This window comes from Arthrobacter sp. AIWTK1, from assembly GCF_056680535.1.
In genome coordinates this window covers 1,624,644-1,638,802 of sequence record NZ_CM155287.1, presented here as the reverse complement: position 1 = coordinate 1,638,802, position 14,159 = coordinate 1,624,644, and the positions used below count along the sequence as shown (strand labels likewise).

Below are 14,159 nucleotides of genomic sequence, written 5' to 3'. Positions count from 1 at the left end.
ACGGCACTCCGGACAAGCGACCGTTCCGGAATACGGCCCCCTCCCCCTACGTTGAAGTAATCAGACTTTATGCTGCGCGCTGACCAAACCTCCGATGAACCAGAACTTTCAAGAAGCAGGCCCATGACCTCCACGCCCACCCTCAGCACTGCCAAGCCGAAGGCCGGAACCAGCCACCTCGCCTTGGCCATCGTGTCCCTCGCGATGGGTGGATTCGGTATCGGTGTCACCGAATTCACCATGATGGGACTGCTCAAGGAGGTGGAACAGGGGCTGAACATCGGCACCCCGGAAGCCGGCCACCTCATCTCGGCCTACGCGCTCGGCGTTGTCATCGGCGCACCACTCCTGGCAGCCGTAGGCGCCAAGCTCCCCCGCAAGCACCTCGCCCTGGGCCTCATGCTGTTTTTCAGCCTGGCCAACCTCACGTCCTTCATTGCTCCGGATTACGGCACCATGCTGGTGTCCCGGTTCGCGGCAGGTTTGCCTCACGGAGCCTTCTTCGGCGTTGCAGCCGTCATTGCCGCTTCGCTGGTCGCTCCGACCAAGCGGGGCTGGGCGATTTCCATGGTGATGGCCGGACTGACCATCTCGAACGTGATCGGGGTTCCGTTCGCCACGTGGCTGGGCCAGGCGTTCGGGTGGCGCCTGCTCTTCGTGCTCGTCGGCGTGATCGGGCTGGTGACGCTCGCCATGCTCGGGAAGTTCGTCCCGTTCCAGGAAGCGCATCCGGACGCCAGCATCCGCCGCGAACTTGGCGCCCTGAAACGGCTGCAGGTCTGGCTAGCCATCCTGATCGGAATAGTAGGCTTCGGCGGATTCTTTGCCACCTACACGTACATTGCGCACACCATGACTTCCGTGGCGGGCATTCCCCCGGCGTTCCTCCCCTTGGTGGTGGCCCTCTACGGGCTGGGCATGGTGGCCGGAAACATCGTGGGCGGCCGCATTGCGGACAAATCGGTCATGGGCACCATCTACTGGGTCCTGCCGGGCATCGCCGTCGCGCTGGTCGTCTACGCGGTGGCCGTCCACTGGCCGTGGTCCGCTTTCGTCATGGTGTTTGTGGTGGGCGGTGCCGGCTCGTTGCTGGTGCCCGCCCTGCAAACGCGCCTGCTGGACGCCTCCCCCGATGCCCCGTCCCTGGCGTCCTCGCTCAACCACGCGGCCCTGAATGTGGCGAACGCCCTCGGCGCCTTCCTCGGCGGCCTGGTGATCGCCTGGGGCTGGGGATACGTCGCGCCCGCCCTTGTCGGCGCAGTGCTGGCAATCCTGGGCCTCGGGGTGGCGGTCATCAGCGGTCTGCTGGAACGCAAAAGGCCGCTGGTTTCCTAGCCTGCCTCTGCAGGCGGGGAAACCAGCGGCCTTCCGGAGGTGGAGTAGGTCCCACCGTCCGGGTCAGACGTGCGCGCGCTCCACGTCCGGTTCCAAGTAGATGACCCGCGCAATGGGCACGGCCTCGCGGATGCGGCTTTCGGCGTCGTCAATTGCCTTGGCAATCTCTGCACCGGTGGCAGCGGAGCCGACGCTGATCTTGGCAGCTACCAGCAGTTCCTCCGGTCCGAGGTGGAGGGTCTTCAGGTGGATGATTTTGGACCCGTCGGCCTCAAGCGCGCCGCTGATCCTGACGACATCCGCCTTGGTAGCGGACTCGCCGAGCAGCAGCGACTTGGTCTCCATCGCAAGAACGATGGCGATGGCCACCAGCAGGAAGCCGATCATCGCGGTTCCCAGGGCGTCCCAGATGCCATTTCCGGTAATGAGCGTCAGGCTCACGCCGAACAGCGCAAACACCAGGCCCACCAACGCGCCCAGGTCCTCCAGCAGGATGACCGGGAGCTCAGGCTGCTTGGCGTTACGGACAAAGCGCACCCAGCTCTGCTTGCCACGCGAGTGGTTTGACTCGACGATTGCTGTCCGGAACGAGAAGGATTCGGCGATGATAGCCCCGATCAGCACGGCCAGCGGAACCCACCAGAAGTCGCCCTCGATGGCGTGGGGGTGCTGAATCTTTCCCCATGCCTCGAACAGCGCAAACAGGCCGCCCACGCTGAAGAGCACGATCGAGACGATGAACGCGTAGATGTAGCGCTCACGTCCGTAGCCAAAGGGGTGTTCGGGGCTCGCGGCACGCTTGGCGCGCTTTCCGCCCACCAGCAGGAGGATCTGGTTGCCCGAATCGGCAAGGGAGTGGATTGCCTCGGCCAGCATTGACGACGACAGCGTCAGGATGAAAGCGACGAACTTCAGTACAGCGATGGTCAGGTTTGCAGCCAGAGCCGCGACGATCGCCTTGGTACCGCCATTTGCAGCCAAGTGAGCTTCTCCTCTTCACGGATTGCCGGAAATTTGCAGGTGCGATCACCGCGCAATGCTGATGCCCGCAAGGAATACCGTACCCGCCTGCCGCTGCCCGACGCACAGCGGGCCACTGCGGGCGACACCAAAAACATTGAAACTAAGCCTGCTGACAAGCAATCACACCTGTGTTAGCTTGAATCCATAATCGGGACCCGTAGAGAGTTCCGACGAATATGTAGGAGGAGACATGGGCTTTCTTGGCTGGATCATTCTCGGACTCATTGTAGGAGCAATCGTCAAGGCAATCATGCCTGGCAAGGTCGGCGGCGGCTGGGTCACCAGCCTCGTTCTTGGTGTTGTCGGCGCCATCGTCGGCGGCTGGATCGGCGACCTGTTGTTCGGCGGCGGCAAAATGGAATTCTGGAACCTCGGTTCCTGGCTTCTCGCCATCGTCGGCGGCCTGGTTGTCGCCGGAATCTACGGCTTCATCACCGGCAGGAGCAAGACCACATAACGACACTCACCACTGCTTAAGGCACTCAAGGTGCCGGATGGTGGAAATTACGACGGCGGGGGCCCACCGGAAGGTGAGCCCCCGCCTTTTGCGTTCAGGCCCGCTTCTGCGAACGCGCACTTGCGTAGAGGCACACCGTGGCCGCTGTGCCCACGTTCAGGCTTTCCGCGGCCCCGTAGACAGGAACGGCCACCCGGTGATCGGCAAGCGACAGTTCGGCGTCCGACAAACCCTGGGCCTCGTTGCCGAACAACCACGCGGTGGGCTGCCCAAGATCATAGGCCGAGCCAGCGCCGGAAGTGCCCAGTCTCCGGGCGGCGTTTTCGTCCTGGAGCTGGTCAAGGTCCAGCTGGCCGTATCCGTCTGCGGCCAGGATGCCGATACCGTGTTCGCGGCAGGCGCTGGCCAGCTCTTCCAGGTCGGTGCCGAGGACCACGGGGAGGTGGAACAAAGAGCCGGCGGTGGAGCGGACGGCCTTGGGGTTGTAGATATCCACGCTGGAGGCTGTTAGGACGACGGCGTCGGCCCCGGCAGCGTCGGCCGCCCGCAGGACGGTTCCCGCGTTGCCGGGGTCCCGTACCTGGCACAGGACGGCGATCAGACGGGGCCCGGCGTCGAGCACCGCGTCAAGGGCCACGTCCACGAAGGCGCAGACGGCGATGATGCCTTGGGGATTGACGGTGTCCGCCATGGCGGCGAGCACCTCGTCCGTGGCGAGCCGGGCGTTGACACCGTCGGCCAGCTCCTCGAATTCGGGGTACCGGTCCAGGCAGGCTTCGCTGGCGAATACTTCGTGGACCACCCCGGGTTCCCCCGCCGCAATTCTTTTCTGATGCAGCACCAGGGCCTCCCGGACTGCCTGCGGCCCCTCAGCCAGGAACTGCCCGCGCTTTAAACGGGCCGGGCGCCCGGCAAGCTTTGCCACATCCCTCACCCGATCAGCTCGGGGGTTGGAGAGTGGAAAATCTTGCGGGCGCCCGGTTTCGTTCATATAAGAACTTTAGTGGCTGTTGCCACCAGTCCTTGAACTACCCAGAACGGGTGCTACTTGGCGGCCTCTTCGGCGGCAGGCTTCTTCGCAGCGGCCTTCTTGGCGGCAGGCTTCTTGGCAGCCTTGGCCTTCGGGGCGGCTTCAGCCGAGACGGCCGGCGCGGAAGTGTCAGCAGGCAGCGAGTCCTTGGCAACCTGCACCAAGGCGGCGAAAGCGTTGGCGTCGGAAACAGCCAGCTCGGCCAGCATACGGCGGTCAACCTCGACCTCAGCGGCCTTCAGGCCCTGGATCAGACGGTTGTAGGTCAGGCCGTTGGCGCGGGATGCAGCGTTGATGCGCTGGATCCACAGGCGGCGGAAGTCGCCCTTCTTCTTCTTGCGGTCACCGTAGCTGTACACAAACGAGTGCAGCAGCTGCTCTTTGGCCTTGCGGTACAGGCGTGAACGCTGTCCACGGTAGCCCTTTGCGCGTTCAAGGATAACCCGGCGCTTCTTGTGGGCGTTGACCGCCCTCTTCACACGTGCCACGTGCGTACTCCTTCAGAATTCTTATCCCAAGCGACTACTGCCGGAACAACCGGCTGGCCTGAGAAGCCTTTTTGGTAGTTGACCGCTGCCAGGTGGCGAGCAGTCAGAGAACTTGGAACTTAGATGCCGAGCATCTTCCGGATGACCTTGGCGTCGCCCTTGAAGACGATCTTGTCGCCGGCGAGGCGACGGGTCAGCCTGGAGGACTTGTGCTCGAGGTAGTGGCGGCGGTTTGCCTGCTGGCGGCGCAGCTTGCCGCTGCCGGTCAGCTTGAAGCGCTTCTTAGCACCACTGTGGGTCTTCATCTTCGGCATGGGAACCGATCTCCTTACGTATCCGCAGACATGTCTGCAGTCTTTCGTGCAGCCACCCCTGCGGGCGGCGTGCTGGTTGCTTGCTGCGCGCGGGCGATGCTGCGCGCAGCTTTGAACTAGTTGGTCTTCTTGGTGCCCGGCTTGGGAGCGGCCGGCCGTGCTGCAGGCTTGGGCGCAGCGGGCCGTGCTACCGGCTTGGGCGGCGAGGGCACTCCGGCCGGCTTCGGCGCCACGGGGGCGGCCGCTGCAGGCCTGGGCGCCTCAGGTGCCTTGGCCGCTGCAGGCTTGCTGACCGCAGGACGCGGCGCTGCCTTGGGGGCCTCGCGTTTCGGCGCTGCCTGCTTCGGAGCTTCCTTGACCGGTGCCGCCTTGGGAGCTTCCTCGGCAGGGGCCTCCTGCTTCGGGGCTTCCTGCTTGGGAGCTTCCGTGGCCGGGGCCTCGGCTTCCGGTGCCGCAACCGCTTCGGCAGGTGCCTCGGCGCTGGCCGAGACCGGAGCGGCCTCAGTGCTGGCCTCGGGCGCTGCCTCTTCGGTGTTTACCGCGAAACCCTCAGGAAGCAGGTCCGCAAGGGACTGAGTCATAGCGGGCTGGTCGCGGCTGACGTCAACACGGCCGCTGGCCTTGGCTTCGTTCTCCGCCTTGGCTTCAGCGCGCTGCGTCGCACGGCGAGCTTCGGCCTTGGCCTCAGCCTTGTTCTTCAGCGGACCCACAACCATGACCATGTTGCGGCCGTCGATACGGGGGCTGGACTCGACAACGCCCACTTCGGCGACGTCGTCGGCGAAGCGCTGGAGCAGGCGGATGCCCATTTCCGGACGCTGCTGTTCGCGGCCGCGGAACTGGATCATGGCCTTGACCTTGTCCCCGGCGCCGAGGAAGCGGAGGGCGTGGCCGCGCTTGGTCTCGTAGTCGTGGGTGTCGATCTTCAGCCGGAAACGGATTTCCTTGAGAACCGTGTTGGTCTGGTTCTTCCGGGCCTCGCGTGCCTTGACAGCGGCTTCGTACTTGTACTTGCCGAAGTCCATCAGCTTGCACACCGGAGGCTTGGCCTGCGGTGCAACTTCAACGAGATCAAGGTCGGACTCGGCAGCCAAACGCAGGGCGTCCTCAATACGGACGATTCCTACCTGTTCACCTGCAGGGCCGACCAGCCGCACCTCGGGGACGCGGATACGCTCATTGATTCTTGGCTCGCTAATGTTAGAACTCCTGTGGTTGAGATGAGTATTCCACCGGCAAATAGAGAAGGCCCCCAATTGCCGGAGCAATCGAAGGCCTCGAAGATCGGATGTACGCCGCCTCCGGAGAGGCTGTACACGTTCCTGGCAACTGACGCTGCCTGGACCGCCCGACCAAGTACCCGGCAACCTTGGCTTCCGCGGAAATGACTTCCGGGAAAACGGCTGACGCGGGTGGGAGAGAACTCCGCTTGCAAACTGAAGTCGATTCTACAGACTGAAGCCCGGATACTGCACATTCGCAGTAGCGGGTTCCACATAGCAAAATAACGACATTCAGTCGGTCTGTGACAAGCTTACCAGTATGAGCACTTCAGACAGTAATTCACACGTTTTCGAGCCCGCCGCCGGTCAGCGGGACGGCCAGGAGCAGGTGTCGCAGCAGATCCGCGACATCTCCGAGGTCCCTGCCATCGAGGTCATCACCACCGCCGCTGTGCACCTCATGAGCGCGTCGGCCGTCAAGCTCGGCCTTGCCGCCGAAGAAAATGCCGAGGAGCTCAAGGACCTGGATGAGGCCCGCAAGCTGATCACCGCCCTGGCCGGACTCGTGACCGCCGCAGCGCCGGAGATTGGTTCCCAGCACGCCGGCCCGTTGCGCGACGGGCTGCGTTCCCTGCAGTTGGCGTTCCGCGAAGAGTCGACTATTCCGGACGCCCCCGGCAAGGGTCCGGGGGAAAAGTACACCGGGCCGGTTAACTAGGCACTTCAACGGGTTGCACGACGGCGGCGGGCGGACCAATCCGGTCCGCCCGCCGCCGTCGTCGTGTCTGTCCGGGAATTTAGCCGGCCTCGGCAACCACGCCGCGCCGACGCCTCCGGTGCTGCAGCGCCAGGCCGAACAGGCAGAGCACAACCCCGGCAGCGCCCACCGAAACAAATCCGGCGGACGGCCCGATTCCGTCGATGAACACCCCCGCCAGGGGAGCGCCGAGGGCCACGCCGGCAGTGAGCGCGGACCCGTACCAGCCCATGGCCTCGCCGCGGCGGGCCTCCTCCACAAGGTCCGCCACCTTTTCCGACGCAGCGGACAGGACCGGAGCACACAGCAACCCGGGCAGCAACGACAGCAGGCACAGCGTCAGCGTGTCCCGGGCGAACCCCATCGGGATGGTGAGGGCGGCCATGCCGAGCAAGAGGAGAATCGGCGAAACCGGCCGGTGCATCGCGCCGTAGAGGAGGCCGCCGACCACGGAAGCCGCGCACCAGAAGAGAAAGACCAGCCCGATCTCCGCCTGATGGCCGCCGGTCTCCAATGCGGCAACGATCCCCACGTCCGTGCCGCTGAGCACCATGCCTGCCCCGGCGGCCACGGCGAAGACCGCCGCCACGGCTGCGGTAAACCAGGCGAAGTTGTGTGCCACCTTGTGCCGCAAGCCTGAGCGACGGAGCTCACCGGCCGCTACGGGAGCGAGTTCCGCCGCTGCTTCCTGCAGGTGCGCCGGAGCCGCCGCGACGACCGCCACTTCCGCCCCTTCCTGCTGGTCCGTTTCGTATTCTTCATCCGGCGCCGCACTGCGGGTGGGCGGGTTGAACCACATCAGGAAGAGTCCGGCCAGGGACGTGCAGACGCCCACCACAGTCAGCCCTACAACCGAGTACCCGGCGGTGGCCACAATGGCGCCGGCGGCCGGGCCGAGCATAAAGACCAGTTCCGTGGAGATCGCATCCAGCGCGAATGCCGTCCGCCGCTGCTCGCCGCTTGCCAGCACGCCCAGGGACTGTCGCACCACGCTGAAGATGGGCAGCGTGAGGAGTCCGCCGACGAACACGAGCGCCAGCAGCCACTGGTAGGAAACGTGCGGCACCACGGACCAGATGACAGTCTCCGAGACCACGGAAGGAATCAATGCCTTGCGAAGGCCTACGGTGTCCACCCGCCGCCCCCGCCACGGTGCACCGAGGGCGATGCCAATGGTCATCACCGCTGCCGCGGCCCCGGCGGCGGCATAACCCTCGCCCAGGGTCAGGACGATGTGCAGCGTCAGCAGCACTCCGGCCGCGGAGTGCGGAATGCGGGCTATCATTCCGACAGTCAGCAGACGCCTGATGGGCCTGACTGCCAAGAGCTCCTTGTAAAGAGCGAAATTCACGGGCTACGTCCTTCATCCTGTCGGAGGGAGGACCGGGGTGTGCCCCGCCTGCCGCCGGCTACTCTGCTGCGCGCTGCAACTTTACCTCGATCGAGTCAACCCGCTCGGCGAAGACTGCATTCCGGGACCACTCGGCGTTAAGTCCTGCCACGAGTGCCTGGACGCCGGCCGCATCCAGGCCGTCTGCCAGGTACAACACCACCCGGAGCTCCGGGCCCGGGCCGCCGCCCGGCACAATAGCGCCGCCGGCTGTTGCCGAGGCGACACCGCCTCCCGGCGCGAGTTCGACACGCCGCACTGGCGGGTAGCCGGCTGTTGCCTCCGCCATGGCGCGGGCAAGCTCAGGATCTGCGTAGGACGGCAGCCATTCCTGCTGCTGGGCGAGGGCCCAGACGGCCGGCCGGCGGACGACGAACGTGTACTCGGAGCCGGGGTCCAGGACCAGGAGTTCGGCGCCTTCGGACACCGCGGACAGTGCCGCCCGGGCGGCATACACCGCCACCGGCCGGGCCCGCGGGTGCCACGCTTCCAGCGCCGCTGCCGATGTGAAGACGGGCATCGCCGTCCGCCCGTCCGGCGCCTTCAGCGTTACGAGCGCCATATCCGCTTGCTTATCCCCGTGGAGCTTGTCCCCGTGCTGCTTACCTTCCGGACCGGCCGGGTGTTCGCTCTCTTCGGCCAGCTGGGCAACAATCGGAACGAAAACCCGGGCGTTGGCCAGGGACGCCACCACGGCAGCTTCGTCGCCCGCGGCCGAGCGGAGAGCCGTGACGGCGGCGAGGAAACCGGCGTCGGCCGTGCCGTCGTCGTCCTCGAAGTTATGGATCTTCGCATCCTCGCCGGCGAGGCTGCGGCCCGCCCAGGGCTGCCCGGCGGAATCCGTGGCGCCGCCGGAGCCGGCCAGGGCGGCCGCGATGTGGCCGGGCAGTTCCCGGGGAGCTGGAGGTCGCTGTTCCATGTTGGCTGCCGGCCTAGCGGCGGCCGGCTACATCCAGCGCTTCCGGCAGCGTGAATGCTCCGGCGTAGAGCGCCTTGCCAACGATGGCGCCTTCAACGCCCAGGGGAACAAGGGAGCGCAGGACCTTGAGGTCTTCCAGGCTGGAGATGCCGCCCGAGGCCACCACCGGCTTACCCGTCTTTTCCACCATCCGGCGGAGCAGCTCAACGTTGGGGCCCTGCAGGGTGCCGTCCTTGGTGACGTCGGTGACCACATAGCGGGCGCAGCCGGCTTCTTCAAGGCGTGCCAGCACGTCCCAGAGGTCGCCGCCTTCCTTGGTCCAGCCACGGCCTGCCAGCGTGGTTCCGCGAACGTCGAGGCCGACGGCGATCTTGTCGCCAAAGCGGTCGATGGCGCGCGCCGTCCACTCCGGGTTTTCGAGGGCAGCGGTGCCCAGGTTCACGCGGGCAACGCCCAGGTCCAGGGCCTTTTCGAGCGACTCATCATCGCGCAGGCCGCCGGAAAGTTCCACCTTGATGTCCAGCCGGCCCACCACTTCGCGGAGCAGTTCCGCGTTCGAGCCGCGGCCGAAGGCGGCATCCAGGTCCACAAGGTGAACCCACTCGGCGCCCTGTTCCTGCCAGTTGAGCGCAGCTTCCAGCGGCGTGCCGTAGCTCGTCTCGCTGCCGGCTTCGCCCTGGACCAGGCGGACCGCCTGGCCGTTCACGACGTCGACGGCGGGCAGCAGTTCCAGTACGGGCAGCGGCGTTTCGGTGGTCATCTTCAGGTCCTCAGGTTGTAGTGAAGCTGCGTTGATCGGGAGGTTCGGGCCCGGCTAGCTGGCCGGCAGGGTAAGCAGGTAGGCAGCCAGCAGCGCCATCCCGGCCAGAACGTAGAAAATCATCTGGGTCCAGAGGGGCTTGTGCTGCTGCCTGAAGGACAACGCCCCGCCGACGAGCAGGCCGGCGAGGCCCATCAGGACGATCGACCACATCTAGGCGGCCGGTCCGGTACCGGCAGGGGCGGCTGCGGGGGCGGCACCCTGGCCGCGCCGCAGGCTGTTGACCCAGTTGCGGAGCAGCCGGGCGCCGGCGTCGCCGGACTTTTCCGGGTGGAACTGGGTGGCGCACAGCGGCCCGTTCTCCACGGCGGCGACGAACGGTGCGCCGTGTTCGGACCACGTGACGAGCGGGGCCGCCATGCGGGGCTGGATGACGTCAAAGTCCCAGTGCTGCACACCGTAGGAGTGGACAAAGTAGAAGCGTTCGTTTTCGACGCCCTCGAAGAGCCTGGATCCTTCCGGAACCTTCACGGTGTTCCACCCCATGTGGGGCACCACTTCGGCAGGGAGCAGTTCAACTTTGCCGGGCCACTCCCCCATGCCCTCCGCTTCGGTGCCGTGCTCCACTCCGGCTTCGAAAAGCACTTGGAGGCCTACGCAGATGCCCAGGACGGGACGGCCGCCTGCGACGCGCCGGCCGATCATCCGGATGGCGTCCACTGCCTTGAGTTCGCGCATGACGGTTTCGAAGGCGCCGACCCCCGGCACCAGCAGTCCGTCGGCATTCAGGACGTCTTCCGGCTTGGCGCTGAGGATCACCTCGGCGCCTGCACGCTCCAGAGCCCGCACGGCTGAGCGGACGTTCCCGGAGCCGTAGTCCAGGACGGTGACAGTGGGCTTGCCCTCGGGAGACGCCGGCTTCGCATTCGCGGCAGGATCAAAAATAGCTCCGTCGCGAAGGACCGGGCCGGTCACAGTGCACCCTTGGTGGAGGGGATGCCCTCCACGCGGGGATCAGGTTCCACGGCTGCGCGCAACGCCCGCGCAAAAGCCTTGAACTGGGCCTCCACGATGTGGTGCGGATCCCGGCCCGCGATGACGTTCATGTGCAGGCAGATGCCGGCGTGCAGGGTGATGGCTTCGAACACGTGACGGGTCAGCGAACCCGTGAAGTGCCCGCCGATCAGGTGGTATTCCTGGCCCGCAGGCTCTCCGCCGTGCACCAGGTAGGGGCGTCCGGAGACGTCAACCACGGCGTGGGCCAGGGCTTCGTCCAGGGGCACCGTGGCTTCGCCGAAGCGGCGGATGCCGGCCTTGTTGCCCAGGGCTGTACGAAGTACCTCGCCAAAGGTGATGGCGACGTCCTCCACGGTGTGGTGGACGTCGATGTGGATGTCACCGGTAGCTTTGACCGTCATGTCGATGAGCGAGTGCTTGCACAACGCCGTCAGCATGTGGTCGTAGAACGGAACCGAGGTGCTGATGTCCGAGATGCCCGTGCCGTCAAGATTGATTTCGACGAGCACGGACGATTCGCTCGTGGAACGCTCCATGCGTGCGGTCCGGGCCTCGGCAGCAATGGATCCGGTGGTGCTCATGTGTTGTGTCCTTTGGATGTAAGGAGGAATTCCGTGTGGGTTCAGCGTCGTGGCAACCGGCTCCCTGGGGAACCGGGGGTCTGAGTCCAGTTTAGGCCGGGACGCTGGGCTGACCGGTCAGGATCAGTTCCAGGGCCTCCAGGAAGGCTGTGGTTTCCGTCTCAGTGCCTGCGGTGACGCGCAGGTGCCCGGGGATCCCGACGTCCCGGATCAGGACCCCGCGGTCGAGCAGGCCCTGCCAAACCCCGCGCGGGTCCTCGAGCCCGCCGAAGAAGACGTAGTTGGAGTCGGACGCGGCGGGTTTGAGGCCCATCCTGGTGAGTTCCGTGACGATCCGGTCGCGCTGCCGCTTGATGTCTTCGACGTCGGCCATGAGCGCCTCGCGGTGCGTCAGGGCGGCCAGGGCAGTGGCCTGGGTGATGGCGGAGAGGTGGTAGGGCAGCCGCACCAGCCGCAGCGCGTCAGCCACCTCAGGCGCGGCCGCCATGTACCCCAGGCGCGCACCGGCCAGGGCAAACGCCTTGCTCATGGTGCGGGACACGATCAGCCGCTCACGGCCCGGAAGAAGGGTCAGGGCGCTGGGCGTACCGTCGTGGGCAAATTCGTGGTAGGCCTCATCGACGATCACAACGGTCTGGCTTGCCTCGCCTGCGGCGTACACGGCCTCCACCACATCCAGTCCCAGCCCGGTGCCGGTGGGATTGTTGGGTGAGCAAAGGAAGACGATGTTCGGCTGAAGTTCCCGGACCTGCCGAGCCGCCGACTCGGCACTGAGGCCATAGTCCTCTGCACGCTGGCCGACGATGTATTCAGTGTCGGTCCCGCTCGCCAGGAGGGGGTACATGGAGTACGTGGGCGGGAACCCGAGCGCCGTGCGCCCGGGCCCGCCGAACGCCTGCAGGATCTGTTGCAGCACTTCGTTGGACCCGTTGGCCGCCCAGATGTTTTCAGCCCCCAAGCCGTGGCCGAGGTACTCCGCCAGGCGTTCCCGGAGTTCGGTGAACTCACGGTCCGGGTAGCGGTTTAGTCCTGCGGCAGCTGCGGTGACGGCTTCGGAGATGGCCACGAGGACATCGGCAGGAACGCCATGGGTATTCTCGTTGACGTTGAGCAGGATGGGAACGTCCAGCTGCGGCGCACCGTACGGGGTGAGGCCACGCAGGTTGGTCCGGAGGGGAAGTCGGTTCAGGCGCTCTAGCTGGTCAGTCACTTCAACAGTTTAAGTGAGGGTGGCCGGGCCACTGAAACTGTGACGCCGCGGCCCCAGCCGACGGCCATCTCCCGGGCCTAGTTCGAGGGCACGAAGATCTGCTGGCCAGGCATGACCTTGCCGCCATCAAGGTTGTTCAGCTGGACGATGTCGGCCACAACATCGCGGGTGTCGCGTTCCGGCGCCACGGAGCCTGCGATCTCCCACAGGGACTGCCCCGGCTGAACCGTGACCGACACGGTGGGGGTCACTGAGAGCTCGGACGCGGAATCCGCCGCCTTCGCAGGCGAGTTCAAGAACCCGGCCAGCGAGATCAACAGCACCGTCAACAGGATCAGCGGCACGCCCACCAGGACGATGCGCCCCCTGCGCGTCAGGCGGAGCGGCGGCTGCGCAGACCTGACCTTCGCCGTCCTGGCAGCCTTCACCGCCGGACGCTCTTCCCAGTTGAAGCCCTGGATTCCCGACACGCCCGCTCCCTGCCCTGCGGACCGCGGGGACTCCGAAGTGTGATGGCCCCGGCCCTGATTGGCCGAACCCTTGTGACGCGAACCCTGAATAGCGCTTGTTGCTGACATGAACTGAGCCCTCCTGGACCTGACTGTGCCGCTCGGCATGTTCCTGAAGCTGCCATCCGCCCACCCGGTCTTCGAACATAGAACCGAATGGAGCTTGCGACTAGAACACATATTCGAACTTTGCTGGTTCCGTTCTAGCACTTATTAACGAACATTGTCGAGACTCACTAGAACAAATGTTTGAAAAAGCTGTGGGGCTGGCCTACGTTTGAGCTACAGAACAACCACTTCTGCAGTTGATCAGCAGGGTCTGACATTTTCAGGCCGGAAGTTCCCGGCAGCTGCAGCCACGGAGGCCGGGTGGAACGGAAAGGCGTTGGCGAACATGGCAGCACAAGCCACCGGCGGCAGGGCTACGCAGCGGAGCCAGCAGTCACCAGCGAAGCCGAAGGGCCTCACGGTGCGGCAGAAGAAGATTCTGGAAACGATCCAGCGGTCCGTCAATGACAACGGCTATCCGCCGTCGATGCGTGAAATCGGCGACACCGTGGGCCTGGCCAGCCTCTCCAGCGTCACCCACCAGCTTTCGCAGCTCGAGAAGCTGGGGTACCTCCGCCGCGACCCGAAGCGTCCGCGTGCCATGGAAGTCCTGATGCCGCTGACCCTGGACGAAGGAACCGCCAAAATCTCCGGTGTGGAGAAGCCTGCACGGCTACGCACCGTTGGTGGACTGGCCGTCTCCGAGCTAGCCACCGCAACGGACACGGCCATGGTCCCGCTGGTCGGGCGGATCGCAGCAGGCGGCCCGATTCTGGCTGACCAGATGGTGGAGGACGTGATGCCGCTGCCAAGGCAACTGGTTGGCCACGGTGAGCTCTTTATGCTGAAAGTGACCGGCGACTCGATGATCGACGCGGCAATTTGCGACGGCGACTGGGTTGTGGTCCGCCGGCAGAGTGACGCGGTCAACGGCGACATCGTGGCCGCCCTGCTGGACGATGAAGCCACAGTCAAAACGTTCCGCCAACGGGACGGCCACACCTGGCTGCTGCCACAGAACACGCAGTACGAGCCCATCCTCGGCGACCACGCCAACATCATGGGCAAGGTTGTGTCGGTTCTCCGCTCGCTGTAGCC

General features: G+C 65.5%; 17 protein-coding genes. 4 read left to right on the top strand and 13 right to left on the bottom strand.

What is annotated here, in order from left to right; all coding sequences use genetic code 11:
• Window positions 1–123: 123 nt before the first annotated feature.
• The gene (locus tag AC1MDG_RS07520) at window positions 124–1,335 is read left to right on the top strand and encodes an MFS transporter (protein WP_479808412.1); all 1,212 of its coding nucleotides are present in this window, start codon (window positions 124–126) and stop codon (window positions 1,333–1,335) included.
• Between the two features lie 63 nt (window positions 1,336–1,398).
• Here the strand turns inward: AC1MDG_RS07520 and AC1MDG_RS07515 are convergent, their stop codons facing one another.
• Window positions 1,399–2,316 (bottom strand): cation diffusion facilitator family transporter, encoded by a 918-nt coding sequence (locus tag AC1MDG_RS07515; protein WP_479808411.1) that lies wholly within the window; start codon window positions 2,314–2,316, stop codon window positions 1,399–1,401.
• A 232-nt stretch (window positions 2,317–2,548) separates the two neighbouring features.
• On the opposite strand from AC1MDG_RS07515, the gene AC1MDG_RS07510 reads away from it, so the two are divergent.
• The gene (locus AC1MDG_RS07510; protein ID WP_043480193.1) at window positions 2,549–2,815 is read left to right on the top strand and encodes a GlsB/YeaQ/YmgE family stress response membrane protein; all 267 of its coding nucleotides are present in this window, start codon (window positions 2,549–2,551) and stop codon (window positions 2,813–2,815) included.
• A 94-nt stretch (window positions 2,816–2,909) separates the two neighbouring features.
• Here AC1MDG_RS07510 and AC1MDG_RS07505 read toward each other — a convergent pair whose 3' ends face one another.
• The 4 genes from AC1MDG_RS07505 to infC all read right to left on the bottom strand — a co-directional run bounded on the left by AC1MDG_RS07505 (window position 2,910) and on the right by infC (window position 5,804).
• Window positions 2,910–3,806: a TrmH family RNA methyltransferase gene (locus tag AC1MDG_RS07505; RefSeq protein ID WP_479808410.1), complete on the bottom strand. Its 897-nt coding sequence runs from the start codon at window positions 3,804–3,806 to the stop codon at window positions 2,910–2,912.
• 53 nt (window positions 3,807–3,859) lie between these two features.
• Entirely contained in the window at window positions 3,860–4,333 is a 474-nt protein-coding gene (gene rplT, locus AC1MDG_RS07500) for a 50S ribosomal protein L20 (RefSeq protein ID WP_043480189.1), read from the bottom strand.
• Window positions 4,334–4,452: 119 nt separating this feature from the next.
• Window positions 4,453–4,647 carry a 50S ribosomal protein L35 gene (gene rpmI, locus AC1MDG_RS07495; protein ID WP_009358635.1) on the bottom strand — a complete coding sequence of 65 codons (195 nt, stop codon included), beginning with the start codon at window positions 4,645–4,647 and terminating at the stop codon, window positions 4,453–4,455.
• Between the two features lie 116 nt (window positions 4,648–4,763).
• Window positions 4,764–5,804: a translation initiation factor IF-3 gene (infC, locus tag AC1MDG_RS07490; RefSeq protein ID WP_479808409.1), complete on the bottom strand. Its 1,041-nt coding sequence runs from the start codon at window positions 5,802–5,804 to the stop codon at window positions 4,764–4,766.
• Window positions 5,805–6,189: 385 nt separating this feature from the next.
• Between infC and AC1MDG_RS07485 the strand changes: the two genes are divergently transcribed.
• Window positions 6,190–6,588: a DUF1844 domain-containing protein gene (locus AC1MDG_RS07485; protein WP_479808408.1), complete on the top strand. Its 399-nt coding sequence runs from the start codon at window positions 6,190–6,192 to the stop codon at window positions 6,586–6,588.
• A gap of 79 nt (window positions 6,589–6,667) precedes the next feature.
• Here AC1MDG_RS07485 and AC1MDG_RS07480 read toward each other — a convergent pair whose 3' ends face one another.
• The 8 genes from AC1MDG_RS07480 to AC1MDG_RS07445 all read right to left on the bottom strand — a co-directional run bounded on the left by AC1MDG_RS07480 (window position 6,668) and on the right by AC1MDG_RS07445 (window position 12,932).
• On the bottom strand, window positions 6,668–7,978 hold the full coding sequence (locus AC1MDG_RS07480; RefSeq protein WP_479808407.1) for an MFS transporter: 1,311 nt from the start codon (window positions 7,976–7,978) through the stop codon (window positions 6,668–6,670).
• Window positions 7,979–8,036: 58 nt separating this feature from the next.
• Entirely contained in the window at window positions 8,037–8,936 is a 900-nt protein-coding gene (locus tag AC1MDG_RS07475; RefSeq protein WP_479808406.1) for an SseB family protein, read from the bottom strand.
• A 13-nt stretch (window positions 8,937–8,949) separates the two neighbouring features.
• Window positions 8,950–9,696 (bottom strand): bifunctional 1-(5-phosphoribosyl)-5-((5-phosphoribosylamino)methylideneamino)imidazole-4-carboxamide isomerase/phosphoribosylanthranilate isomerase PriA, encoded by a 747-nt coding sequence (gene priA, locus AC1MDG_RS07470; RefSeq protein ID WP_479808405.1) that lies wholly within the window; start codon window positions 9,694–9,696, stop codon window positions 8,950–8,952.
• Window positions 9,697–9,750: 54 nt separating this feature from the next.
• Entirely contained in the window at window positions 9,751–9,909 is a 159-nt protein-coding gene (locus AC1MDG_RS07465) for a hypothetical protein (RefSeq protein WP_479808404.1), read from the bottom strand.
• Entirely contained in the window at window positions 9,910–10,671 is a 762-nt protein-coding gene (gene hisH / locus AC1MDG_RS07460) for an imidazole glycerol phosphate synthase subunit HisH (protein ID WP_043480177.1), read from the bottom strand.
• Complete coding sequence (gene hisB, locus AC1MDG_RS07455; RefSeq protein WP_028271935.1) at window positions 10,668–11,294, bottom strand: imidazoleglycerol-phosphate dehydratase HisB; 627 nt, start codon at window positions 11,292–11,294, stop codon at window positions 10,668–10,670. The genes hisH and hisB overlap by 4 nt, the downstream gene beginning before the upstream one ends.
• Before the next feature lie 91 nt (window positions 11,295–11,385).
• Complete coding sequence (locus AC1MDG_RS07450; protein ID WP_479808403.1) at window positions 11,386–12,504, bottom strand: histidinol-phosphate transaminase; 1,119 nt, start codon at window positions 12,502–12,504, stop codon at window positions 11,386–11,388.
• 77 nt (window positions 12,505–12,581) lie between these two features.
• Window positions 12,582–12,932 carry a LysM peptidoglycan-binding domain-containing protein gene (locus AC1MDG_RS07445; RefSeq protein ID WP_479809043.1) on the bottom strand — a complete coding sequence of 117 codons (351 nt, stop codon included), beginning with the start codon at window positions 12,930–12,932 and terminating at the stop codon, window positions 12,582–12,584.
• 475 nt (window positions 12,933–13,407) lie between these two features.
• Here AC1MDG_RS07445 and lexA point away from each other — a divergent pair, with 475 nt between their 5' ends.
• On the top strand, window positions 13,408–14,157 hold the full coding sequence (lexA, locus tag AC1MDG_RS07440) for a transcriptional repressor LexA (protein WP_043480173.1): 750 nt from the start codon (window positions 13,408–13,410) through the stop codon (window positions 14,155–14,157).
• Window positions 14,158–14,159 lie beyond the last annotated feature (2 nt).